We start from the raw sequence: 22584 nt of genomic DNA on the forward strand, positions 1-22584 counted from the left end.
AATGGCGAAACGCTTGCTCGGCTACGCCTGGTTTACGGCTTTCGACAGGAAGACTTGATCCGGGCGGGCGTCCGTGTGAAGAAAATCTCGTTCGCCACGGCCACCGGGTTCGACATTTTTCTTTCTTTTTCCTGACGAAGCCCGGTGCGGCGTGGCGCGCGTCAGGACGGGTCCGGCGCGAACGCGTCGAGCTCGGCGAGCGTCGGAATCGACGGCTGCGCGCCCGCGCGCGTGACCGACAGCGCAGCCGCGCGCTGCGCGAACCGGATTGCGTCGTGCGGCGCGTCGCCCGCCGCGAGCCGTGCGGCGAAGCCGCCGATGAACGTGTCGCCCGCGGCCGTCGTGTCGACGGGCGCGACGCGCGGCGCCGGGTAATGGCGCGCGGCGCCGTCCGCCGTCAGCGCGAGCACGCCCTGGCCGCCCAGCGTGACGATCACGTTGCGCGCGCCCGCCGCCGCGAGCGCGCGCGCGGCGGCCTCGGCGCCCGCCGGGTCGCGCACCGGCAGCCCGGTCAGCGCGGCGGCCTCGATCTCGTTCGGGATCAGATAGTCGACGAGCGGCAGCCAGTCGGCGGGCAGCGGCCCGACGGCGGGCGCCGGATTCAGCACGACCGTCTTGCCGAGCCGGCGGCCGGCGGCGAGCGCCGCGCGGACCGCGGCGTCGGGCGTCTCGAGCTGGCAGATCAGCACGTCGGCCGCGGCGAGCGCCGCGCCGTGCTCGGCGATCGATTCGGGCGTCACCTCGCCGTTGCTGCCGGCAACGATCACGATCGCGTTCTGGCTCGCATCGTCGACGACGATGAGCGCGACGCCCGTCGTCGCCGTCGTGCTGACCGACAGCGCGTCGCAGTCGATCCCCTCGGCGACGAGCCCCGCGCGCAGCGCGGCGCCGTGCGCGTCCGCGCCGACCCGGCCGAGCATCGCGACCTGCGCGCCGAGCCGCGCGGCCGCGACCGCCTGGTTGCCGCCCTTGCCGCCCGCCGCCTGCGCGAACGAGCGGCCGGCGAGCGTCTCGCCCGGCTGCGGCAGCCGCGGCGCGCGCACGACGAGGTCCATGTTGAGGCTGCCGATCACCATCACCCTGCCGGCGCGCGCGGGCGCGGCCCGCCCGGCGGCGCGTTCGACGGCGGCCGTCATCCTCGATATCCGGCGTCGGCCGGCTCCACGTAGACGGTCGTCGATTCGCGCAGCACGAGGCGCGGCGATACGACGCGCCGGCGCTGCGGCGCGCCCGACGCGCCGCAGCCGATCCGCTCGATCAGCGTCTGCGCGGCCATCTCGCCCAGCGCGCGCACCGACTGGCCGACCGTCGACAGCGCCGGATACGTGTAGCGCGACAGCTCGATGTCGTCGAAGCCGATGATCGAGCAGTCCGACGGCACGCGAATGCCGCGCTCGGCGGCCGCGCGCAGCGCGCCGAGCCCCATCAGGTCGTTGCCTGCGAAGATCGCGCTCGGGCGCACGGTGTCGAAGAGGCGCACGGCCGCGTGATAGCCGCCGATGCACGAAAAGTCGCTTTCGGCGATCGCGCCCGGCACGATGTCGATCCCGCGCTCGGCCATCGCGCGGATGAAGCCGTGCACGCGCATCGCGCTCACCGCGGTCGACACGGCGCCCGTGATGCAGCCGATCTTCGCGTGGCCGAGCTCGAGCAGGTGGCGCGTGGCGAGATACGCGCCGCGCTCGTGGTCGATCTGCACGAGATCGGCCGCGAGCCCCTCGATGTTCCGGTCGACGACGACGAGCGGCTCGCGCGTGTCGGCAAGCGACTGCGCGAGCACCGCGTCGTCGCCCGCCGACGCGATGATGAGCCCGTCGATGCGCTTTTCCTGCAGCACGCGCAGGTAGTTGCGCTGCTTCTCGGGATCGTCGTCCGAGTTGCACAGGAACACGCAATAGCCGGACAGCGCGCACTGGTCTTCGATGCCGCGCGCGAGCTCGGCGAAGTACGGGTTCGTGCTGTTCGGCACCACGAGGCCGATGGTGGCCGTCGAGCGCGCCTTCAGCGAGCGCGCGACGGCCGACGGCACGTAGTTGAGCTCGCGGATCGCCCGCTCGACCTTGGCCCGCACGTCGGCCGACACGGGCCGCGAGTTGTTGACCACGTGCGATACCGTCGTGAACGATACGCCGGCGATGGCCGCCACATCCTTGATCGTCGCCATTCCGATTCTCTCTGGTTCGTTGTTCTTTGCTATCCCCGCGCGCGCCGGCTGCGATACGTGTCGAGCACGACGGCCACGACGATCACGGCGCCGGTGATGATGCGCTTGGTCGGTTCGTTCGCGCCGATCTGCGCGAGCCCTGCCGCGAGCACCGAGATGATCAACACGCCGAAGAACGTGCTGACGACCGAGCCGCGACCGCCCATCAGGCTCGTGCCGCCGATCACGACGGCCGCGATCACCTGCAGCTCGAGGCCCGCGCCCGCGTTCGGATCGGCGGCTTCGAGCCGGGAGATCTGGAACAGCGCGGCGAGCCCCGCGAGCGCGCCCATCAGCGCGAAAACGATGATTTTATACGGCCTCGGGTTAACCCCGGCCAGTCGCACCGCTTCCTCGTTCGTGCCGATGCCGACGAGATAGCGGCCGAACACCGTGCGCGCGAGCACGAACTGGGCGACGGCCATCACCGCCACCGCGATCAGGAACGCGGGCGAGATGCCGAGCGCGATCGGGTTCGACAGGAAATCGAATGCGTCGCCGATGTAAGCGGTGCGCGAATTCGTCAATTGATACGCGACGCCGCGCGCCGCCTCGAGCACGCCGAGCGACACGATGAACGACGGAATCCGCCAGCCGACCGTCACCGCGCCCGTGAGCGTGCCCGTCGCGGCGGCGGCCGCGACGCCGGCGAGCGCGGCGGGCAGCGGCGGCCACTGCCAGCGCAGCGCGGCGACGCTCACGACCGACGCCGCGAGCGCGAGCACGGAGCCGACCGACAGGTCGATTCCCGCGATGATGAGGACGAAGGTCATGCCGACCGACAGCACGACGAGATCGGGAATCTGATTCGCGATCGTGCTGAACGTGTCGTACGTGAGGAAATGCGAGCTGAGCATCGAGAAGAGCGCGATCAGCGCGAGAAGCGCGAGCGCGAGCCCGACATAGTTCGACAGGCCGAGCCGCACGCCGGCCGGCTTCGCCGTGACGGCCGCCGCCTGCCCGGACGGGCTATCGGCGTGTCGGTCGATGGATCGGTCGTTCATCGTGAAAATCCTGGGTGTTGCTGTCTCGATTATGGATGAGGGAGTGGGCCGCGCGGCGGCTTCGGAGCCGCGTCGGGCGCGGCCGCTACGCGGCGCTTCGCGCGTCGCCGGGCGGCTGCAATGCCGCGTCGCGGCGCGCGTAGCCGGCGAACGCGGCGGCGAGGAGCGCGTCCTGCGTCCACGCGCCGCGCTCGAACACGGCGTGCATCCGCCCCGCCGACATTACGCCGATCCGGTCGCAGATCAGCATCAGCTCGCGCAGGTCGCTCGACACGACGACGATCGCTCGGCCCTCGCGCGCGAGCGCGTCGAGGAGCGCGTAGATGTCGAACTTCGCGCCGACGTCGATCCCGCGCGTCGGCTCGTCGAACAGCAGCACGCCCATGTCGCGGCCGAGCCAGCGGCCGATCGCGACCTTCTGCTGATTGCCGCCCGACAGCTCCGCCACCGGCTGCGCGGGGCCGCGCGCGCGGATGCGCAGCGTATCGATCCGCCGCGCGGCGAGCGCGCTTTCCCGCTCGCCGTCGACGACGCCGCCGCGCGCGACGCGCGCAAGCTGCCCGAGCGACAGGTTCGCCGCGATCGACTGCGGCAGCAGCAGCCCCTCGCCCTTGCGGTCCTCGCTGACGAGCGCAATGCCGTGGCGCACCGCGTCGGCGGGCGAGCGGATCGCCGCGGGCCGAGGCGGGTCGCCGACCGACACGGCGCCGCCATCCGCCGCGTCCGCGCCGTAGATGAGCCGCAGCAGCTCGGTGCGCCCCGCGCCGATCAGCCCGGAAATGCCGAAGATCTCGCCCGCGCGCACGTCGAACGACACATCGCGCACCGCGTCGCCGCGCGACAGCCGCTCGATCCTCAGGCGCGGCGCGCCCGGTGCTCGCGCGCCGTGCACCGCCTGCTCGGCGATCTCGCGCCCGGCCATCAGCGCGACGAGCCGCTCGACCGGCTGCGCGTCGATCCGGTCGACATGCACGAGCCGGCCGTCGCGCAGCACCGCCACCCGCTGCGCGACGCGCGCGAGCTCCTCGAGCCGGTGCGAGATGTAGACGAGCGCGACGCCGTCGGCCTTCAGCCGCGCGATCTGGTCGAACAGCAGCTCGACTTCGCGCGCGGTCAGCATCGCGGTCGGCTCGTCGAGGATCAGCACGCGGCAGTCGCCCGCGAGGCTCCGCGCGATCTCGACCATCTGCTGATGACCGATCCCGAGCGCGCCGACGGGCGTGTCGGGATCGAGCGAATCGAGCCCGACGCGCGCCATCGCCGTGCGCGCGTCGGCCGCGAGCCGCCGGCGGTCGATCACGCCTAACCGGTGCGGCAGGCGGTCGAGAAACAGGTTCTCGGCGACGGTGAGCGTCGGCACGAGGTTGAGCTCCTGCATCACCATCCGCACGCCGAGCGCCTCCGCATGCGCGCGGCTTTGCGGCGCGTACGCGGCGCCCGCGAGCCGCATCGCGCCCGTCGTCGGCTCGACGAGCCCGGCGACGATCTTCGACAGCGTGCTCTTGCCCGCGCCGTTCTCGCCCGTCAGCGCGAGCGCCTCGCCCGGATGGAGCGTGAGCGACACGTCGGCGAGCACGGGCTCGGCGTAGGTCTTGCCGATGCCGGTCACGACGAGCGTCGGCATAGTCGACGTAGGCGGCGTATCAGGCGTCGAATCTGGGTCGGTCGAATCCATCGCGATCCTGGTGAAAAACGGTCGTCGCGATCCGCGCGAGCCGCGCGGACGTGGACGCGAAGCGGCCGCGGTCACGCTCTGACCTGATATCGGCCGCCTCGCGGCGTTCTTGAGCGGCGCGGCGCGCGCCGCCGCGCCGGATTACGGCTTCGTCACGAGATCGACGGGCGTCGCGACGACCCCCGTCATGTCGGCCTGCTTACGATGCTCGGCGAGCGCCTTGAGCGCCGTGTCGATGCCGAACACGGCCTGCTTCGCCGCGTACTGGTCGGCGGTCGCGAGCACGCGGCCGTCCTTGAGCATCGGCTTGATCGCGTTGATGTTGTCGTAGCCGACGACGTACACCTTGCCCTGGCGGCCCGCCGCGCGCACCGCGGACACGGCGCCGATCGCCATGTTGTCGTTGCCGCAGAGGAGCGCCTTCAGGTTCGGGTATTCGTTGAGCATCGCGGACGCGACCGCATTGCCCTTGTCGATCTCCCATTCGCCCGACTGCACCGACACGACCTTCGCGCCCGCCGCCTTCATCGCGTCCTGGAAGCCTGCGGTGCGCTGCTGTGCGTTGGTGGTCGTCGGCACGCCCTCGACGATGCCGACCTGGTCGCCCGCCTTCAGCCGCTTCGCAAGGTGGTCGCCGACCATCCGCGCGCCCTTGCGGTTGTCCGGGCCGACGAACGGCACGTTCAGGCTCTTCGACTTGAGCACGTCCGGATCGAGCCGGTTGTCGATGTTGACGACGACGATGCCCGCGTCGACGGCCTTCTTGACGACGGGCACGAGCGCCTTCGAATCGGCGGGCGCGAGCACGATCGCGTCGACCTTCGACACGATCATCTGCTCGACGATGCGGATCTGGCTCGCGGTGTCCGTTTCGTCCTTGATGCCGTTCGTGACGAGATCGAACTGGCTCGCGTTGTGTTTCTGGTATTCCTTCGCGCCGTTCTCCATCGTGAGGAAGAACTCGTTGGCGAGCGACTTCATCACGAGGGCGACCTTCGGTTTGTGCGCGGTCTCGGCGCGCGCGACCGAGAACGGTCCGGCAGCGGCGACGGCGACGCAAACGGCCGCGGCGGCTAGCACGCGGCGGCGGAGGCTGACATCCATGCGACTCTCCTGGCAGTGGTTGTGGTCCCGGACGGATCGAGTGTCGTTTTCACGACGAGCAAACGTTTGCTCAGACCAAACCGACAAGGCGTTTCAAGCATCTGCGCCACGAAGGGAATACGTCGGAAGAGACTGCCTGCGTACGGTCGGCCGCGCAAACTGCGCATCCCGGTCCTTTTTCTTGATATCGGGAGCGCCTATCGTCAGCCTTTTCTTCGCATTACGCAACGCCGATTCGGGCATTTAAGGGTTTGTGCGGAGCCGACCCGGACAGGAAAACGACAGTCGGCGCGGCCCCGCCGCCGCCCGCGCCCGGCGCTCAGGCCGCCGCTTCCCGCAATTGCCCGGCGATCTCGCTTTCGGACAGATGCGGCGCGAACATCTCGATCAACCGGTACGCGTACGCGCGCAGGAACGCGCCGCGCCGCAGGCCGACGCGCGTCGTGCTCGCTTCGAACAGGTGCTGCGTGTCGAGCGCGACGAGCCCCGTGTCCCGCTGCGCGTCATACGCCATCGCGGCGACGACGCCGATCCCCATCCCGAGCTCGACGTAGGTCTTGATCACGTCCGCGTCGATCGCCGTCAGCACGACGTCCGGCACCGCGCCCGCATTCGCGAACGCCTGGTCGATGTGCGAGCGGCCGGTGAAGTCCTGGTCGTACGTGATGATCGGATACTCGGCGATGTCGTCGAGCGACACGTTCTCGCGGCCGACGAGCGGATGCCCCTTCGGCACGACGACGACGTGATGCCACGAATAGCACGGGAACGTGGCGATGTCCGGATAGCGGTCGAGCGCCTCGGTCGAGATGCCGAGATCCGCCTCGCCGTTCAGGATCATCTGCGCGATCTGCTGTGGGCTGCCCTGGCGCAGCGCGAGATGCACCTTCGGATAGACCTCCGTGAACTGGCGGACCACCTTCGGCAGCGCGTAGCGCGCCTGCGTATGCGTCGTCGCGACGACGAGGTGGCCGCTGTCCTGATCCGCGAACTGGCGCGCGACGCGGCGCAGGTTCTCCGCGTCGAGCAGCATCCGCTCGATCAGTTGATGGACCGCCTTGCCGGGCTCGGTCAGCCCCGTCAGGCGCTTGCCGCGGCGGATGAAGATGTCCACGCCGAGCTCGTCCTCCAGATCCTTGATCTGCTTCGACACGCCCGACTGCGACGTGTACAGCACGTTCGCGACCTCCGTCAGGTTCATGTTCTGCCGCACCGCTTCGCGCACGAAGCGCAACTGTTGGAAATTCATGGGTAGCCTCTCGGGCGATGTCCTTGTTGGTCTGTGAAATCCGCATGCGCGAAGCGCTCGCCGGCCCGCCGTCAGCGCACCGGAAACACGCGTACCGCGCGCGGCACGACGGTCAGCGCGTCGCCGACGTCGAGCGCGAGCGCGCGCCACGCGTTGCGATCGAGCTCCGCCTCGAGCACGCCGCCCGTGCGCGCGGCGAGTTCGACGCGCACCGAGCCGCCGAGCGGCACGACGCGCCGCACGTCGGCCGCGATGCCGTCCGCGCGCGCGAGCGGCGCGACGAGCTCGAGATCGTGCGGGCGCACGTACGCGCGCGCCGGGCCCGCGAAATCGGCATCGACGGCGATCGCCTGCGCCGCGCCGTGCGCGACGAAGCCCTGGCCGCTCACGGTGCCGTCGAGCCGGTTCGCCGCGCCGAGGAACTCGTAGACGAACGCGCTTCGCGGATGATCGTAGACGTCCTGCGGGCTGCCGACCTGCTCGATGCGGCCGTGATTGAGCACGACGATCCGGTCGGCCACCTCGAGCGCCTCCTCCTGATCGTGCGTGACGAAGATCGTCGAGATGTGCAGATCGTCGTGCAGCCGGCGCAGCCAGCCGCGCAGCTCCTTGCGCACCTTCGCGTCGAGCGCGCCGAACGGCTCGTCGAGCAGCAGCACTTTCGGCTCGACGGCGAGCGCGCGCGCGAGCGCGATCCGCTGCCGCTGGCCGCCCGACAGCTCGGACGGATAGCGCTGCGCGAGCCAGTCGAGCTGCACGAGCGACAGCAGCTCATGCACCTTCGCGCGGATCGCGGCTTCGCTCGGCCGCTCGCGGCGCGGCTTCACGCGCAGCCCGAACGCGACGTTCTCGAACACCGTCATGTGCCGGAAGAGCGCGTAATGCTGGAACACGAAGCCGACCTGCCGCTCGCGCGCGCCGACCGACGCGACGTCGAGCCCCTGCAGCACGACCTGCCCCGAATCCGCGTGCTCGAGGCCCGCGATCACGCGCAACAGCGTCGTCTTGCCGCAGCCGGAGGGGCCGAGGAGCGCGACGAGCTCGCCCGCGGGGAAATCGAGCGTGACGTCGTCGAGCGCGGTGAAGTCGCCGAACCGCTTGTGCAGATTACGAACGGTGATGCCCATCTGGTTTGCCTCTTTACGAAATCGACGAAGTGACGGCGGCGCCCGGGTGCGCGGCGGCGGCGGGCGCGCCGTCGCGGCCGTCCCCGAGTTCGGCGGACAGCCGCCGCTCGGCGAAGAGCTTGAGCGCGAGCGTGACGAGCGCGAGCAGCGCGAGCACCGACGCCACCGCGAACGCGGCCGCGAAGTTGTACTCGTTGTAGAGAATCTCGACGTGCAGCGGCATCGTGTCTGTCTGGCCGCGGATGTGGCCGGACACGACCGACACCGCGCCGAACTCGCCCATCGCGCGCGCGTTGCAGAGAATCACGCCGTACAGCAGGCCCCACTTCACGTTCGGCAGCGTAACGCGCCTGAATATCTGCCAGCCGGACGCGCCGAGCACGCGCGCGGCCTCTTCCTCGTCGGAGCCCTGCGCCTGCATCAGCGGAATCAGCTCGCGCGCGACGAACGGGAACGTGACGAAGATCGTCGCGAGCACGATGCCCGGCACGGCGAAGATGATCTGCACGTCGTGCGCCTGCAGCCACGGGCCGAGCCAGCCCTGCGCGCCGAACAGCAGCACGTAGACGAGGCCCGAGATCACGGGCGACACCGAGAACGGCAGGTCGATGAGCGTCGTCAGCAGCGCGCGGCCCTTGAACTCGAACTTCGCGATCGCCCACGACGCGCACACGCCGAACACGAGATTGAGCGGCACGGCGATCGCGGCGACGGTCAGCGTGAGCGTGATCGCCGACCACGCATCCGGATCGGCGAGCGATTCGAGATAGAAATCGACGCCCTTGCGCAGCGCCTCGAAGAACACTGCGGCGAGCGGCACGACGAGAAAGAGCGCGAGGAACGCGAGCGCCGCGCCCGTGAGCAGCCAGCGCACCGCGCGCGGCTCGCTGACGGGATCGAGGCGGCGCGCTCGCGCTGGCGCGCCGGCGGCGCGGCGGGAGTCGAGGCTTGCGTCGCGGCCGGCATCGGCGCGCGCGGCGGCCGCGCGGGATCGAACGGTATCGTGGCTCATTGCGCGCCTCCGAGTGCCGTCGCCGCGTGCGCCGCCGGCGCCGGGCCGCTCGCGCCGCGGCTCGTGCGGCGCTGCAGATACCACTGCAGCGTGTTGATGAGGAGCAGCATCACGAACGACACGACGAGCATCACGACGGCGAGCGCGGTCGCGCCTGCGTAGTCGTACTGCTCGAGCTTCGTGATGATGAGGAGCGACGTGATTTCCGACTTCATCGGCACGTTGCCGGCGATGAAGATCACCGAGCCGTATTCGCCGAGCGCGCGCGCGAACGCGAGCGCGAAGCCCGTCAGCAGCGCGGGCGTCACGGCGGGCAGCACGACGCGGCGGAACGTGAGCCAGCGCGGCGCGCCGAGGCACGCGGCCGCCTCCTCCTGCTCGCGCTCGAAGTCCTCGAGCACGGGCTGCACGGTGCGCACGACGAACGGCAGGCCGATGAACGTCAGCGCGACGAGCACGCCGAGCGGCGTGAACGCGATCTTGACGCCGAGCGGCGCGAGGTGGCCGCCGATCCAGCCGTTCTGCGCGTAGACGGCCGCGAGCGAGATGCCCGCGACCGACGTCGGCAGCGCGAACGGCAAATCGACGATCGCGTCGACGAGCCGCTTGAGCGGAAACGTGTAGCGCACCAGCACCCACGCGACGAGAAAGCCGAACACCGCGTTGACGAGCGCGCCGCCCAGCGCGGCCGCGAACGTCAGCCGGTACGACGCGAGCACGCGCGGCGACGTCGTCGCGGCGACGAACTGGTCCCACGTGAGCGTGGCCGTCTTCAGAAAGGTGGCGGCGAGCGGAATCAGCACCACGAGGCTCAGGTAGGCCAGCGTGATGCCGAGCGTCACGCCGAATCCGGGCAGCGCGCTCGGCTTGCGGAAGGTGAACGTCGTCATGCGGAATGCTCTTCCAGGGTGATGCACATGGGTCCAACGGCTCGGCGGACGCGCTGCAACGCGCGTCCGCCGGCCCGATATCGTGTTGTCGCGAAACGGCGCGCCCGTGCGGCGCGCCGCCCGCCCTCGCTCATTGCGGCTTGTAGATCGAATCGAACACGCCGCCGTCGGCGAAATGCGTCTTCTGCGCGTGGGTCCAGCCGCCGAACGTGTCGTCGACCGTGTACAGCTTCAGCTTCGGGAACTGCTTCGTGAGCGCCGCCGGCACGTCCTTCGAGCGCGGCCGGTAGTAGTTGCGCGCGGCAATCTCCTGCCCTTCCTTGCTGTACAGGAAATTCAGGTACGCGTCGGCGAGCTTGCGCGTGCCCTTCTTGTCGACGACCTTGTCGACGACCGCCACGGGCGGCTCCGCGAGAATGCTCGCGGACGGCACGACGATCTCGAACTTGTCGGCGCCGAATTCCTTGATCGACAGGAACGCCTCGTTCTCCCACGCGATCAGCACGTCGCCGATGCCGCGCTGCACGAAGCTCGTCGTCGCGCCGCGCGCGCCCGAATCGAGCACGCCCGCATTCTTGTACAGCTTCGTGACGAAATCCTTCGCCGTCTGCGCGCTGCCGCCCGGCTTGTGCTGCGCGTACGCCCACGCGGCGAGGTAGTTCCAGCGCGCGCCGCCCGAGGTCTTCGGGTTCGGCGTGACGATCGACACGCCCGGCTTCACGAGGTCGTCCCAGTCCTTGATCCCCTTCGGATTGCCCTTGCGCACGAGAAACACGATCGTCGACGTGTATGGCGACGCGTTGTCCGGCAGGCGCTTCTGCCAGTCCTTGTCGATGAGGCCCTTGTTCGCGAGCGCGTCGATGTCATACGCGAGCGCGAGCGTGACCACGTCGGCCTGCAGGCCGTCGAGCACCGAGCGCGCCTGCGCGCCCGAGCCGCCGTGCGACTGCTTGAAGTTCACCGTCTCGCCCGTCTTCGCCTTCCACGCCTTGCCGAACGCCTGATTGACGTCCTGGTAGAGCTCGCGCGTCGGGTCGTACGAGACGTTCAGGAACGTCGTTTCCGCGAGCGCCGGCGTGAGCGCGCCAAGCGCCGCCGCCGCGCCGAGCGCGAATGATGCGATGAGACGGCGCGCGCCGCCTGCCAGCCCCGTGTTGCGCTTGACCATCCGTTGTTCTCCAAATGCGTGGGTCGTTCGTTGCGGTTTGTTTGCGATGCCGGGCCAGTCTAACGAACAGGTTTCATCATTAAAAATAATCGTTCCTCATTTTTTAATACTCAAAAGTGGTAAGGGGCGCCCAATCGACGACTATCGCGTCCGAAGCGCCGCTTCGACGCAGCCGGATCGCGGCGGAATCGCCGCGATAGCGCCGAACTTCAAGTAACGCTTGAATTTCCCGCGATACTGTATAAAAATACAGCTCACTGTCTATCCATACAGTCATGCCATGATCAAACTCACCGCCCGCCAGCAGCAAGTGTTCGACTTGATTCGTCGCGCGATCGAGCGCTCGGGCTTTCCTCCGACGCGCGCGGAAATCGCCGCCGAGCTGGGCTTCAGCTCGCCGAACGCGGCCGAGGAGCACTTGCGGGCGCTCGCGCGCAAGGGCGTGATCGAACTGGCGGCGGGCGCGTCGCGCGGCATCCGCCTGCTCGGCATCGACGATGCGCCGCATCAGCTAACGCTGCCGCACGCGGCGCTGATGCAGTTGTCGCTGCCGCTCGTCGGCCGTGTCGCGGCGGGCAGCCCGATCCTCGCGCAGGAACACATCTCGCAGCACTACGCTTGCGATCCCGCGCTCTTCTCGAGCAAGCCGGATTACCTGCTGAAGGTGCGCGGCCTGTCGATGCGCGACGCCGGCATCCTCGACGGCGATCTGCTCGCCGTGCAGAAGCGCACCGAGGCGAAGGACGGCCAGATCATCGTCGCGCGGCTCGGCGACGACGTCACGGTCAAGCGCCTGAAGCGCCGGCCGGGCGGCATCGAGCTGATCGCCGAGAACCCCGACTACGAGAACATCTTCGTGAAGGCCGGCAGCGCGGAATTCGCGCTCGAAGGCATCGCCGTCGGGCTGATCCGCCCGGGCGAGTTCTGACCGCCTTTCGGCCAGCCGCGGCCCCGCCCGTCTATCCGCCATTCGACTGGATCTGGAGAACCTCATGGAACGCCTCGCCCGCCTGCTGCCCTTCCGCCAATTCGGCCGTCTGCGCCATCTGCGCGGTCGCACGCCGTGCGCGCCGCTCGTCGCCGCTCATTCGCGCGACAATGCGAACGCCCAGCCGTCGCTGCTGCCGTCCGCGCTCCCGGCGTTCGCACGTGTGTCGCTGAACGGCTCGCTCCATCATGCGGAGCCCGCGCGGCGTGCGCCGGTTCGCGTCTATCACGGGCCGTCGCGATTCATCATGGTCGGCACGGTCGACGCGATCTGCCGAATGATCGATCGATGCATCGCCGAGGAACGTTCGCTGACGCAGCAAGGTCTGTAACGGACCAGGGCCCGTTCGTTTCGTCGGGGGAGACCGCTTGAATTCCACTGCACGCCTGCGAGGGCGTTTCCTGAAGCCGGCGTCGGTCGTCGTGGCGCTGATCGTCGCCGCTGCCGCGGTGGTGTATGCGTACGCGTCGCCTTATCTCGCGCTCAGGCAGATGAGGCAGGCAATCGACGCGCGCGACGCGCAGGCGATCAGCGCCTATGTCGATTTCCCCGCGCTGCGGATCAGCCTGAAGCAGCAACTGACCGATGAATTGATGCGGCGCATCGACGCGCAAAAGCGCGACAACCCGCTCGCGATCATCGGCGCGATGATCGGCTCGGCGCTCGTTGGCCCGCTGGTCGACGCCTATGCGACGCCTGAAGGCGTCGCCGCGCTGATGAGCGGCCTGCCGCCGCGCGCGCGGCCCGGACAACGGCCGCCCGAGTTGAATCGGCCCGGCGATCAAGCGGCCAGCCAGGCCGTGACGGCCTCAGCCGGCGCAGGCGCGCCGCCGGGCAGCGCAGGCAACGCCGACGCGGCGCGCAGCCCGTCTCCTGCGGCAAGCGGCGCGGCGGCGCAAACCGCATCGGCGCCCGCGCCCGATATGCCGGCCGCCGCGTCGGGCTCGCCGTCCGGCCCATCGCCGCAAACAAGCGCCGGCTATCGAAGCTTCGACGAATTCGTCGTCACGTATCGCCGCGACGACGGCAGCGCGCGTTATGCTGCGGTCTTTCGTCGCAGCGGGGTCTTGGGCTGGAAATTGTCGGCAGTCGATTTACACGACGATTGAATCCGACTCGGGGCGCGAGCGTGTCGGCCGCGCGCGATCTGACGGCGACTTGCGCCGCGCATCAAAGCAAACCGCTACAAACCGCCGCGCGAAGCAAACGGCCACGCGGCAAACCGCCGGGATACCCGCCCGCGGGCCCTTCACTGAGAACGGGCCGGAACCGGCGCGGGCCGTTTACCCGATCGAGCCAATCCCGAGCGTCAGCGGCCAAGAAGAACCGCCAACGCCGGCCCCGACCGCTCGGCCGCCCCCTCGATCCGTCAATTCCTGTTCGCCCACCGCCGCGCCGGCGGCTCGTCAGTGTCCGGTCGTCGCGGCCGCGTCCTTCGCGCTTTCCGCTTTCTGCTCGGCAGGCGACGAACACGCCACCAGAATGCTGCACGACACGCGGTCGAGCAGTTGCGTACTGCCGGAGCCCATCCACCACCGCGACAAGCCGCTGCGGCAACGATGGCCGACCACGACGAGATCGACGTTCAGCTTCGTCGCGAGATTCGCGATCTCGTCGATCGGATAACCGAACGCGAAATGCCCCTGCGCGTGCACGCCACGCTCGGTCAGCCAGTCGACGCCCTCTTGCAGGATCTCCCGCGCGGTTTCCTCGAAGCGGCTGCACGCGACGTCGGTCAGCAGGCCGGCGCTTTGCGCAATGCTCGAGCGCATGTCGACGACCGACAGCAGGTGCGTCTCCGCCTTCAGATCGAGCGCCAGATCGGCGCCGCATCGCAACGCCTTGCGGCCTTCGAGCGTGCCGTCGTAGCACAGCAGAATCTTCTTGTAGCTAGCCATTTCGGCCTCCCCAATGCGCGACTCGCGCACGGATTCATCATGCTGCGCCGCAATTCCAGATGCAAGCGCTGGAAAACGCTGATTCGCGTTGCACCGCGAAAGCGCGATGATGCGACGCAGGAAGCAGCGACATCTGCGCCGGGACAATGCAAACGCGCTGAAGCGATACGGCCGATGCACTAGAATGGCCCGTTCGTGTCGCACGATTCCAATTGAAAGTCACTTGCCCATGTCTGTCGCACCGATCGATTTTCAACAAGTCGAGAAACGCTATGACGACAAGCTCGTCGTCAACGGCTTGTCGTTTCATGTGCAGCCCGGCGAATGCTTCGGCCTGCTCGGCCCGAACGGCGCCGGCAAGACGACGACGCTCAAGATGCTGCTCGGCATCACGCATCCGAACGCAGGCTCGATCAGCCTGTGCGGCGAGCCCGTGCCGTCCCGCGCGCGGCATGCGCGGCGGCGCGTCGGCGTCGTGCCGCAATTCGACAACCTCGACCCCGACTTCACCGTTCGCGAGAACCTGCTCGTGTTCGCCCGCTACTTCGGGCTCGCCGCGCACGAGGCGCGCGCGCTCGTGCCGCCGCTGCTCGAGTTTGCGAAACTCGAAAACAAGGCGGATGCGAAGGTGGGCGAGCTGTCGGGCGGGATGAAGCGGCGGCTCACGCTCGCGCGCGCGCTCGTCAACAATCCCGACGTGCTCGTGCTCGACGAACCGACGACGGGCCTCGACCCGCAAGCCCGGCATCTGATGTGGGAGCGGCTGCGCTCGCTCCTCGCGCGCGGCAAGACGATTCTGCTCACCACGCACTTCATGGAAGAGGCCGAGCGCCTGTGCCACCGCCTGTGCGTGATCGAGGAAGGGCGCAAGATTGCGGAAGGCGCGCCGCGCACGCTGATCGAATCGGAAATCGGCTGCGACGTGATCGAAATCTACGGGCCCGATCCCGCGCAGCTTCGCGACGAGCTCGCGCCGTTCGCCGAGCGCACCGAGATCAGCGGCGAAACGCTCTTTTGCTACGTCAGCGACCCGGAGCCGATCAACGCGCGCCTGAAGGGCCGCGCCGGCCTGCGCTATCTGCACCGCCCCGCGAATCTCGAAGACGTATTCCTGCGGCTGACGGGCCGCGAGATGCTGGATTGACACGATGGATACACGCCACTACACGCCGTCGCAGGCGCTCGCCCCCCGCCGGCGCGAATCGGCGTTCGCACTCGCGCTGCCCGCGAACGCCACCAACTGGATCGCCGTCTGGCGACGCAACTATCTCGTCTGGCAAAAGCTGGCGATCGCGTCGATGTTCGGCAATCTCGCCGATCCGATGATCTATCTGTTCGGCCTCGGGCTCGGGCTCGGGCTGATGGTCGGGCACGTCGAGGGCGTGTCGTACATCGCGTTCCTCGCGGCCGGAACGGTCGGCTCGAGCGTGATGATATCGGCGAGCTTCGAGTCGATGTACTCGGGCTTCTCGCGGATGCACGTGCAGCGCACGTGGGAAGCGATCATGCACACACCGCTGTCGCTCGGCGACATCGTGCTCGGCGAGATCGTCTGGGCCGCGAGCAAGGCGATGCTGTCGGGCGCGGCGATCATGCTCGTCGCCGGCGTCCTCGGCTATGCGAAGTTTCCGTCGATGCTCGTCGCGCTGCCGGTGATCGCGCTCGCCGGCGTCGCGTTCGCGAGCCTCGCGATGATCGTCACCGCGCTCGCGCCGTCCTACGATTTCTTCATGTTCTATCAGACGCTCGTGCTGACACCGATGCTGCTGCTGTCGGGCGTGTTTTTCCCGCTCACGCAATTGCCCGAATTCGCGCAGCACATCGCGCACGCGCTGCCGCTCGCAAATGCAGTCGACCTGATCCGCCCGGCGATGCTCGACCGTCCGGCAACCGACGTCGCGCTCCACGTCGCCATGCTCGCCGCGTATGCGGTCGGCGGATTCTTCGTCTGCGCGCGCCTGTTCAGGCGCCGGATGATGCGCTGACCAACCGGGCCGCGCCGGCCCCGGCCGGCGCGCCGCCGCGACGGCGCGCCGCGCCGAATGCCGGACGAGCGAGCCGTTCGGACCGCGCCGCGCCGATGCGCCGCGCGGCCTCCGGCGCTGCGCTCACTCGTCGTCGTCGCTCCACGGCATCTCGACATCGGTCAGAAACGCGACGGTCGCGAGCGGCCCGCCTTCCTGCCGGCCGAGCTTGCCGTCCGCGCGGTGCCATTCGACCCGGAACATCGTGCCCGGATCGTCGGCGAGCAGGTACACGGTACGCAATTCCTCCGGATCGGCGTCCCCGACCGGGCCGTCGAACGACACGAGCATCTTCTGTGGCCACACGCCGTTGACCGGATCGTAGACGCGCTCGCCCTGCGGAATGTCGATGCTCGCGTCGACGCCGATCGTCGCCGACGCCTCGACGATCATCTTGCCAAGCGCGCTCAGCACCGCGGTCGCGCGCGTGGAGTTGGCCTGGCGAATCGCGAGATCGCCGCGCGTCAGTGCCTGTTCGAGGCGGGGATGTACCTTGTGTTGCGTCATGCGTTTTCCTGATTGCTTCTGCTTCTGAAAAATGACGGCCGGCCTCGACTCCGAGACCGGCCCGATCGAGTGCACCGCATGCGGACGGCCGATGCGCCGACACCCCGGCCGCACCGACCACACACCCGCCGAACCGCCGAACCATCTAACCGCCGAGCAGATTTCCCCGTCCGGTCACTCGGCCCGCGGTTCGGCCAACCTCGCTCAGAACCCGAGCGCGACCGCCGCCAGCCCGCCGACCACCCCGAACGCGACGACGAGCGCCGCGACGAGCGCGAGCGTCGTCGGCTTGAACGAGCGCGCCAGCATCGCGAGCGACGGCACGCTGACGGGCGGCAGCGTCATCAGCAGCGCGCCCGCGGGGCCGACGCCCATGCCGAGCGACAGCATCGCCTGAATGATCGGCACCTCGCCCGCGGTCGGAATCACGAACAGCATGCCCGCGATCGCAAATGCGAGGATCCAGCCGATCCCGTTGCCGATGTCCGGCCCGATGTGCGGAAACAGCCACGCACGCGCCGCGCCGAGCAGCAGCACGAGCACCAGGTATTCGGGCACGAGGCGCACGGTCATCCGCGCGAAAATCTTCATCCACCGCACGAACGCGTTGCCGGCCGCCGCCTGCTCGGCGACGAGCTTCGCGCGCAGCGCATCGTCGACGACGCGCGTTTGCGCGCCGGCGAGACGATTGATCAGATAACCGATGCCGAACACCATCGCGACGCCAAGCACGAGCCGCAGCGCACTCCAGTGCCAGCCGAGCACGAAGCCCATGAACACGAGCGCGGCGGGATTGAGCACGGTGTTGCCGAGCCAGAACGCGAGTGCGCCGCCCGGCGACGCGTCGCGCTCGCGCAGGCCCGCGACGACGGGCGCCGCGCAGCACGTGCACATCATGCCCGGCAGCGCGAGCAAGCCCCCCGCTGCGACGCTGCCGAAGCCCGTGCCGCCGAGCGCGCGCGCGACCCAGTGCGCGGGCAGGAGCGCCTGCACCGCCGAGCCGAGCAGCAGGCCGAGCACCATCGCCTGCCAGATCGCCTTGCCGTATGCCCACGCGTAATCGAGCGCCGCCTGCAGCGACGGCCCCGGCGCGTGCGCCGCGGCGCCCATCAGGATCGACTGGCCGATCGAATGATGCTCGGCCGCGACGAACGCCTTGTGATAGTACGGAAACCACTTCACGTAGAAGAGGCCCGCGACGGCCAGCACGACGAACGTCGCGAGGCCGAGCGCCGGATGCTGTGTGTAGGAACGGGAACTGCTCATGCTGGTCGCCGTGAATGCGTGTGATTGAACGTTATGGCGCATCGACGCAGAAAGCCGAAGACGGACGAATGCCGCGTCGCGTCATGACGCGACGGACGGCGGCTCATCGGCGCCTCGGTTTCGGATGCGGGATGACGCGTCCGGCCTGACGAGCCGGACAGCCAACGGAAAGCGGCAATTATCGCACGCGGCGCGCGATTCTCCGATTGGGGCATTCGAGGCGGCGGCGCCTGGCGTCCTGCCGAACGGCGTCCGGTGGGCCGTCAGCGCATCCGCGAAGCCGACAGGCCACCATCTCGGCAGGCCGCAGGACTGCGCCGCCGACCGTCAGCCGTTACGGCGCAGGATTCGGCTGCTGCTCATGGAGCGCGTCGATTTCGGCGAGGATCTCGGGCGACAGCTTCACATCGACGCTCGCGATGTTTTCGCGCAATTGCTCGAGCGACGTCGCGCCGATCAGGTTGCTCGTCACGAACGGCCGGCTGTTGACGAACGCGAGCGCGAACTGCGCGGGCGACAATCCGTGCCGCCTCGCGAGCGCGACATAGCGCGACGTCGCCTGCACCGCATGCGGCCTGCTGTAGCGCTGAAAGCGCTCGAACCGCGTGATGCGGGCGCCCTCGGGACGCGCGCCCCCTTCGTACTTGCCCGACAGCCAGCCGAACGCGAGCGGCGAATACGCGAGCAGTCCGATGCGCTCGCGATGGCTGAACTCCGACAAGCCGTTCTCGAACGTGCGGTTCAGCAGGCTATACGGATTCTGGATGCTGACGATGCGCGGCAGGCCGAGCTTCTCGGCCGCGCGGAGAAATTGCGCGACACCCCACGGCGTCTCGTTCGACACGCCGACGTGACGCACCTTGCCCGCTTTCACGAAATCGCCGAGAACGGCGAGCGTCTCTTCGATCGGCACCGTGTACGGATCGTCGATCCACGGATACGCGGGGCGGCCGAACGTCGTCGTGCTGCGATCCGGCCAGTGCAACTGGTACAGGTCGACGTAATCGGTGCGCAGGCGCTTCAGGCTGCCGTCGAGCGCCTCGGTCAGGTTCCTGCGGTCGAACTGGTTGCCCGCGCCGCGAATGTGCGTCGGGTTGTGCGGCTGGCGCGCAGGGCCGGCGATCTTCGTTGCGATCGTCAGCTTCTCGCGCAGCGCCGGGCGCTTCGCGAGCCACGTGCCGAGATACGTCTCCGTGCGGCCCTGCGTTTCCGCCTTCGGCGGCACCGGATACATCTCGGCGGCGTCGATCAGCGTGACGCCCCGGTCGAACGCATAGTCGAGCTGCGCATGCGCATCGCTTTCGGTGTTCTGCTCGCCCCAGGTCATCGTCCCGAGACCGATCAGGCTAACTTTGACGCCTGAATCGCCGAGTGTGCGGTATTCCATGCCAAGGTTCCTGTCGCTTCGAATGCAAAGACCCAAAGCTAACACATCGGAACAATTGCTTCAGGGCATCGCCTCGACGCCGGCGCGCCACGCATGCCGCTTACGCCGGCCGCTGGATGAAGCACGTCGCCGACGCGTGCGCGACCACCTTGTCGTCCGGCGTCTTCAACGTGCCCTCGGCGACGCCGAGACTCTTCGAGAGATGGATCACACGCCCTTCGGCGACGAGATCGACGTCGCGAGGCACCGGGCGCAGCATTTTCACGTGCAGATCGACGGTGCCGTAGCCGACGCCCGGATCGAGTATCGTATGCACCGCGCACCCCGTGACCGAATCGAGCACCGTGGCGGCGAAGCCGCCGTGCACGCCGCCGAGCGGATTCAGATGGCGGCCGTCGGCGCGCGCGGTCATCTTCACGTAGCCGAGCTCGACGCTCTCGGGCCGCATCGGGATCGTCTCGGCGATCGACGCGGAGGGCAAGTCGCCCGCCGCCGCGGCGCGCAACAGTTCGAGACCGGACAGGGAAAGCGGATTCATCGACGACACTCCTCGCAGGGATGCGGAACGCGGCGCGACGCGCCATCAGTTCCCAAAAAGAACTTATATTGGCGCTCATTATTGGCAGACGCTCATCGGCTGTCAATACACAAGGGCGCGGCCGATTCGAGCGTGCGTTCTATAATCGAACGCACTTTCCCTGCTCTCACGGAATCCGATCATGAAATGGGACGACGTCGGCTCGATGCCATGTTCGGTCGCTCGCACGCTTGCCGTGCTCGGCGACCGCTGGACGATGCTGATCCTGCGCAATGCGTTTCTCGGCCATCGCCGCTTCGAAGCGTTCCAGACGCAACTGGGACTCACCCGCCACGTGCTCGCGGAGCGGCTCGCGCGGCTCGTCGATGAGGGCATCTTCACGAAGCGCGCGTATCAGGACCGGCCGCCGCGCTTCGAGTACCGTCTGTCGCAGAAAGGCCTCGACCTGTATCCGGTGCTGCTCGCGCTCGCCGCGTGGGGAGACCGCTGGAAGGACGACGGCAACGGGCCGCCCGTCGTGCTTCGCCACCGTCGATGCGCTCACGTGATGCATCCGGTGATGGTGTGCTCCGAATGCGGCGAGCCGATCGATCCACGGGAAGTCGAGCCCATGCCGGGGCCGGGCTGGGCCGAGCGACAGGCGGACAAGGTCGAGTGACGGCGCGGGCCGCCGCCCGCAACGGCGACGATCGCGCCGCGATCCGGAACCCGCGTGAGCGTAGACATGCGAGCGCGAGGCGGCCCGCTCACCGCGGCACGAATTCAGCCGCGGCCGATCTGGCGGCGGTTTTCCGCATGCCGGAAAAACTTTGGATCGCGAACCGTTCGTGCAGCCAAACGTATGACGCACGGCTCTTCTCCGGTCGATGCGGCAAGCCCTCGTGACATGCGAGCCGGCGAAACCGCATTCGGCAGCCTCACCCGAACGCGATCACGAGCCGCCGCAACAGCGCGCACCGCACCGCCGCCGCCGATCCGCAGGGGCGTGCGCGGCGACGGCCGCGCGACACACGTGCGACGCGATGTCCCGAGCGAACGGCTGTCATTTTTGAAAGCGGCCCGGTCAATTGAGGTACCATAGCGCCCGCTTGCGTCGAGCGTCCGCCACCCGTCTCCCGCGAGCATTGTCTGGTGCGTGCCGTACCGGAAGGCGCGCGAACAGCTCAGATTCCCAGTCCACTGCTTGCACGCCGGCGAGCCGCGCCGTCATCTGCATTACCTGCCGTGCATTTGGACTCCTCATGAAGAAAAGACGCAACATCACCTCGTACATCGTGATTGCGATGATCCTCGGCATCGCGGTCGGCTATGGCTGCCACAGCGCGTTTCCGGACCCGGCGATCGCTAAGGAAATCGCCGGCTACGTCTCGTTGCTGTCCGACGTGTTCCTGCGTCTCATCAAGATGATCATCGCGCCGCTCGTGTTCGCGACGCTGACAGTCGGCATCGCGCACATGGGCGACACCGGAGCGGTCGGCCGGGTCGGCGTGAAGGCGCTAGGCTGGTTCTTCGTCGCGTCGCTCACGTCGCTGCTGCTCGGCCTGCTGGCCGCCACGGTCCTGCAGCCGGGCAGTCATCTGAGCCTGCCGCTGCCCGCCACCGATGCCGCCGTCAACCTGAATACCAGCTCGTTCACGCTGAAGGACTTCGTGACCCACCTGGTGCCGAAATCGATCGCCGAAGCGATGGCGAACAACGAGATCCTGCAGATCGTCGTGTTCTCGATCTTCTTCGGCACCGCGCTGTCCGCGCTCGGCGACGCCGGCAAGCGTCTGACCGGCGTGATCGAGGATCTCGCGCAAGTGATGCTGAAGGTCACGGGCGCCGTGATGTGGTTTGCGCCCGTCGCGGTGTTCGCGGCGCTCGCGTCGACGATCACGACGGAAGGACTCGGCATCCTGCTCACGTTCGCGAAGTTCATGGGCAGCTTCTATATCGCGCTCGCGCTGCTGTGGGGCGTGCTCACGCTCGCGGGGCTCGTGTTCCTCGGCAAGCGCACGTTCACGCTGATCCGCCTGATCCGCGAGCCGTTCCTGCTGTCGTTCGCGACCGCGAGCTCGGAGGCCGCGTATCCGAAGCTGCTCGACGCGCTCGACCGCTTCGGCGTGAACCGCAAGATTTCGAGCTTCGTGCTGCCGATCGGCTATTCGTTCAATCTCGACGGCTCGATGATGTACTGCACGTTCGCGGTGCTGTTCATCGCGCAGGTGTACGGCGTCCACCTGCCGCTCGGCACGCAGATCACGATGCTGCTTCTGCTGATGCTGACGTCGAAGGGCATGGCGGGCGTGCCGCGCGCGTCGCTCGTCGTGATCGCGGCGACGCTCAACCAGTTCCACCTGCCCGAAGCCGGCCTGCTGCTGATCATGGGCGTCGACATGTTCCTCGACATGGGCCGCTCGGCGACCAATGCGGTCGGCAATTCGATCGCGGCCGCCGTTGTCGCGAAGTGGGAAGGCCAGCTCGACGACCCGCGCGACGATGTCGACTCCGACAGCGACGACGCGTCGCGCGAAGCGCCGCGGATCACGGAGCGCGTGTAGC

General features: G+C 68.5%; 23 protein-coding genes. 7 read left to right on the top strand and 16 right to left on the bottom strand.

Annotated elements, in window-relative coordinates:
* Positions 1–161: 161 nt before the first annotated feature.
* The 11 genes from rbsK to AQ610_RS38100 form a co-directional block, all read right to left on the bottom strand.
* Positions 162–1136, bottom strand: coding sequence for a ribokinase (rbsK, locus tag AQ610_RS10265; RefSeq protein WP_006026631.1), 975 nt, complete (start codon positions 1134–1136; stop codon positions 162–164).
* Positions 1133–2164 (bottom strand): LacI family DNA-binding transcriptional regulator, encoded by a 1032-nt coding sequence (locus tag AQ610_RS10270; protein ID WP_009912507.1) that lies wholly within the window; start codon positions 2162–2164, stop codon positions 1133–1135. The genes rbsK and AQ610_RS10270 overlap by 4 nt, the downstream gene beginning before the upstream one ends.
* Before the next feature lie 29 nt (positions 2165–2193).
* Positions 2194–3207: an ABC transporter permease gene (locus AQ610_RS10275; protein ID WP_006026629.1), complete on the bottom strand. Its 1014-nt coding sequence runs from the start codon at positions 3205–3207 to the stop codon at positions 2194–2196.
* An 85-nt stretch (positions 3208–3292) separates the two neighbouring features.
* The gene (locus AQ610_RS10280; protein WP_043282589.1) at positions 3293–4882 is read right to left on the bottom strand and encodes a sugar ABC transporter ATP-binding protein; all 1590 of its coding nucleotides are present in this window, start codon (positions 4880–4882) and stop codon (positions 3293–3295) included.
* Between the two features lie 141 nt (positions 4883–5023).
* A complete protein-coding gene (locus tag AQ610_RS10285; protein ID WP_009912513.1) occupies positions 5024–5986 on the bottom strand; it encodes a sugar ABC transporter substrate-binding protein in 963 nt (320 codons plus the stop codon).
* Positions 5987–6305: 319 nt separating this feature from the next.
* Positions 6306–7235 (bottom strand): CysB family HTH-type transcriptional regulator, encoded by a 930-nt coding sequence (locus tag AQ610_RS10290; protein WP_006026626.1) that lies wholly within the window; start codon positions 7233–7235, stop codon positions 6306–6308.
* Positions 7236–7306: 71 nt separating this feature from the next.
* Positions 7307–8362, bottom strand: a complete 1056-nt coding sequence (locus AQ610_RS10295) for a sulfate/molybdate ABC transporter ATP-binding protein (protein WP_006026625.1) — start codon at positions 8360–8362, stop codon at positions 7307–7309.
* A 13-nt stretch (positions 8363–8375) separates the two neighbouring features.
* Positions 8376–9374 (bottom strand): sulfate ABC transporter permease subunit CysW, encoded by a 999-nt coding sequence (gene cysW / locus AQ610_RS10300; protein ID WP_006026624.1) that lies wholly within the window; start codon positions 9372–9374, stop codon positions 8376–8378.
* The gene (cysT, locus tag AQ610_RS10305; RefSeq protein WP_006026623.1) at positions 9371–10264 is read right to left on the bottom strand and encodes a sulfate ABC transporter permease subunit CysT; all 894 of its coding nucleotides are present in this window, start codon (positions 10262–10264) and stop codon (positions 9371–9373) included. Before cysT ends, cysW begins: the two co-directional genes overlap by 4 nt.
* 130 nt (positions 10265–10394) lie before the next feature.
* The gene (locus AQ610_RS10310) at positions 10395–11432 is read right to left on the bottom strand and encodes a sulfate ABC transporter substrate-binding protein (RefSeq protein ID WP_006026622.1); all 1038 of its coding nucleotides are present in this window, start codon (positions 11430–11432) and stop codon (positions 10395–10397) included.
* Between the two features lie 103 nt (positions 11433–11535).
* Positions 11536–11709: a hypothetical protein gene (locus AQ610_RS38100; RefSeq protein ID WP_009912523.1), complete on the bottom strand. Its 174-nt coding sequence runs from the start codon at positions 11707–11709 to the stop codon at positions 11536–11538.
* Positions 11710–11712: 3 nt separating this feature from the next.
* Here AQ610_RS38100 and lexA point away from each other — a divergent pair, with 3 nt between their 5' ends.
* From lexA to AQ610_RS10325, 3 genes are all read left to right on the top strand, one after another.
* A complete protein-coding gene (gene lexA, locus AQ610_RS10315) occupies positions 11713–12360 on the top strand; it encodes a transcriptional repressor LexA (protein WP_009912524.1) in 648 nt (215 codons plus the stop codon).
* 64 nt (positions 12361–12424) lie between these two features.
* The gene (locus AQ610_RS10320; RefSeq protein ID WP_006026620.1) at positions 12425–12751 is read left to right on the top strand and encodes a hypothetical protein; all 327 of its coding nucleotides are present in this window, start codon (positions 12425–12427) and stop codon (positions 12749–12751) included.
* A gap of 37 nt (positions 12752–12788) precedes the next feature.
* On the top strand, positions 12789–13529 hold the full coding sequence (locus AQ610_RS10325; protein ID WP_043282588.1) for a DUF2939 domain-containing protein: 741 nt from the start codon (positions 12789–12791) through the stop codon (positions 13527–13529).
* Between the two features lie 297 nt (positions 13530–13826).
* Here the strand turns inward: AQ610_RS10325 and AQ610_RS10330 are convergent, their stop codons facing one another.
* Complete coding sequence (locus AQ610_RS10330; RefSeq protein ID WP_006026618.1) at positions 13827–14318, bottom strand: universal stress protein; 492 nt, start codon at positions 14316–14318, stop codon at positions 13827–13829.
* 229 nt (positions 14319–14547) lie between these two features.
* Between AQ610_RS10330 and nodI the strand changes: the two genes are divergently transcribed.
* Complete coding sequence (gene nodI, locus AQ610_RS10335; RefSeq protein WP_006026617.1) at positions 14548–15462, top strand: nodulation factor ABC transporter ATP-binding protein NodI; 915 nt, start codon at positions 14548–14550, stop codon at positions 15460–15462.
* A gap of 4 nt (positions 15463–15466) precedes the next feature.
* On the top strand, positions 15467–16303 hold the full coding sequence (nodJ, locus tag AQ610_RS10340) for a nodulation factor ABC transporter permease subunit NodJ (protein ID WP_006026616.1): 837 nt from the start codon (positions 15467–15469) through the stop codon (positions 16301–16303).
* Positions 16304–16426: 123 nt separating this feature from the next.
* Here the strand turns inward: nodJ and AQ610_RS10345 are convergent, their stop codons facing one another.
* The 4 genes from AQ610_RS10345 to AQ610_RS10360 all read right to left on the bottom strand — a co-directional run bounded on the left by AQ610_RS10345 (position 16427) and on the right by AQ610_RS10360 (position 20040).
* Positions 16427–16849, bottom strand: a complete 423-nt coding sequence (locus AQ610_RS10345; RefSeq protein ID WP_009912533.1) for a hypothetical protein — start codon at positions 16847–16849, stop codon at positions 16427–16429.
* Positions 16850–17053: 204 nt separating this feature from the next.
* A complete protein-coding gene (locus tag AQ610_RS10350) occupies positions 17054–18115 on the bottom strand; it encodes a permease (protein WP_006026614.1) in 1062 nt (353 codons plus the stop codon).
* Between the two features lie 334 nt (positions 18116–18449).
* On the bottom strand, positions 18450–19502 hold the full coding sequence (locus AQ610_RS10355) for an NADP(H)-dependent aldo-keto reductase (protein ID WP_009912539.1): 1053 nt from the start codon (positions 19500–19502) through the stop codon (positions 18450–18452).
* A gap of 100 nt (positions 19503–19602) precedes the next feature.
* Positions 19603–20040, bottom strand: coding sequence for a PaaI family thioesterase (locus tag AQ610_RS10360; RefSeq protein ID WP_009912540.1), 438 nt, complete (start codon positions 20038–20040; stop codon positions 19603–19605).
* A 181-nt stretch (positions 20041–20221) separates the two neighbouring features.
* Here AQ610_RS10360 and AQ610_RS10365 point away from each other — a divergent pair, with 181 nt between their 5' ends.
* Complete coding sequence (locus tag AQ610_RS10365) at positions 20222–20698, top strand: winged helix-turn-helix transcriptional regulator (protein ID WP_006026611.1); 477 nt, start codon at positions 20222–20224, stop codon at positions 20696–20698.
* A gap of 583 nt (positions 20699–21281) precedes the next feature.
* On the top strand, positions 21282–22583 hold the full coding sequence (locus AQ610_RS10370) for a dicarboxylate/amino acid:cation symporter (protein ID WP_006026610.1): 1302 nt from the start codon (positions 21282–21284) through the stop codon (positions 22581–22583).
* Position 22584 lies beyond the last annotated feature (1 nt).

The organism is Burkholderia humptydooensis, from assembly GCF_001513745.1.
Classification (GTDB): domain Bacteria; phylum Pseudomonadota; class Gammaproteobacteria; order Burkholderiales; family Burkholderiaceae; genus Burkholderia; species Burkholderia humptydooensis.

Excerpts from the sequence above, each read along its gene's own strand:
- rbsK (WP_006026631.1), bottom strand. The coding sequence starts at position 1,136 with ATGACGGCCGCCGTCGAACGCGCCGCCGGGCGGGCCGCGCCCGCGCGC.
- AQ610_RS10270 (WP_009912507.1), bottom strand. The coding sequence starts at position 2,164 with ATGGCGACGATCAAGGATGTGGCGGCCATCGCCGGCGTATCGTTCACG.
- AQ610_RS10275 (WP_006026629.1), bottom strand. The coding sequence starts at position 3,207 with ATGAACGACCGATCCATCGACCGACACGCCGATAGCCCGTCCGGGCAG.
- AQ610_RS10280 (WP_043282589.1), bottom strand. The coding sequence starts at position 4,882 with ATGGATTCGACCGACCCAGATTCGACGCCTGATACGCCGCCTACGTCG.
- AQ610_RS10285 (WP_009912513.1), bottom strand. The coding sequence starts at position 5,986 with ATGGATGTCAGCCTCCGCCGCCGCGTGCTAGCCGCCGCGGCCGTTTGC.
- AQ610_RS10290 (WP_006026626.1), bottom strand. The coding sequence starts at position 7,235 with ATGAATTTCCAACAGTTGCGCTTCGTGCGCGAAGCGGTGCGGCAGAAC.
- AQ610_RS10295 (WP_006026625.1), bottom strand. The coding sequence starts at position 8,362 with ATGGGCATCACCGTTCGTAATCTGCACAAGCGGTTCGGCGACTTCACC.
- cysW (WP_006026624.1), bottom strand. The coding sequence starts at position 9,374 with ATGAGCCACGATACCGTTCGATCCCGCGCGGCCGCCGCGCGCGCCGAT.
- cysT (WP_006026623.1), bottom strand. The coding sequence starts at position 10,264 with ATGACGACGTTCACCTTCCGCAAGCCGAGCGCGCTGCCCGGATTCGGC.
- AQ610_RS10310 (WP_006026622.1), bottom strand. The coding sequence starts at position 11,432 with ATGGTCAAGCGCAACACGGGGCTGGCAGGCGGCGCGCGCCGTCTCATC.
- AQ610_RS38100 (WP_009912523.1), bottom strand. The coding sequence starts at position 11,709 with ATGACTGTATGGATAGACAGTGAGCTGTATTTTTATACAGTATCGCGG.
- lexA (WP_009912524.1), top strand. The coding sequence starts at position 11,713 with ATGATCAAACTCACCGCCCGCCAGCAGCAAGTGTTCGACTTGATTCGT.
- AQ610_RS10320 (WP_006026620.1), top strand. The coding sequence starts at position 12,425 with ATGGAACGCCTCGCCCGCCTGCTGCCCTTCCGCCAATTCGGCCGTCTG.
- AQ610_RS10330 (WP_006026618.1), bottom strand. The coding sequence starts at position 14,318 with ATGGCTAGCTACAAGAAGATTCTGCTGTGCTACGACGGCACGCTCGAA.
- nodI (WP_006026617.1), top strand. The coding sequence starts at position 14,548 with ATGTCTGTCGCACCGATCGATTTTCAACAAGTCGAGAAACGCTATGAC.
- nodJ (WP_006026616.1), top strand. The coding sequence starts at position 15,467 with ATGGATACACGCCACTACACGCCGTCGCAGGCGCTCGCCCCCCGCCGG.
- AQ610_RS10345 (WP_009912533.1), bottom strand. The coding sequence starts at position 16,849 with ATGACGCAACACAAGGTACATCCCCGCCTCGAACAGGCACTGACGCGC.
- AQ610_RS10350 (WP_006026614.1), bottom strand. The coding sequence starts at position 18,115 with ATGAGCAGTTCCCGTTCCTACACACAGCATCCGGCGCTCGGCCTCGCG.
- AQ610_RS10355 (WP_009912539.1), bottom strand. The coding sequence starts at position 19,502 with ATGGAATACCGCACACTCGGCGATTCAGGCGTCAAAGTTAGCCTGATC.
- AQ610_RS10360 (WP_009912540.1), bottom strand. The coding sequence starts at position 20,040 with ATGAATCCGCTTTCCCTGTCCGGTCTCGAACTGTTGCGCGCCGCGGCG.
- AQ610_RS10365 (WP_006026611.1), top strand. The coding sequence starts at position 20,222 with ATGAAATGGGACGACGTCGGCTCGATGCCATGTTCGGTCGCTCGCACG.
- AQ610_RS10370 (WP_006026610.1), top strand. The coding sequence starts at position 21,282 with ATGAAGAAAAGACGCAACATCACCTCGTACATCGTGATTGCGATGATC.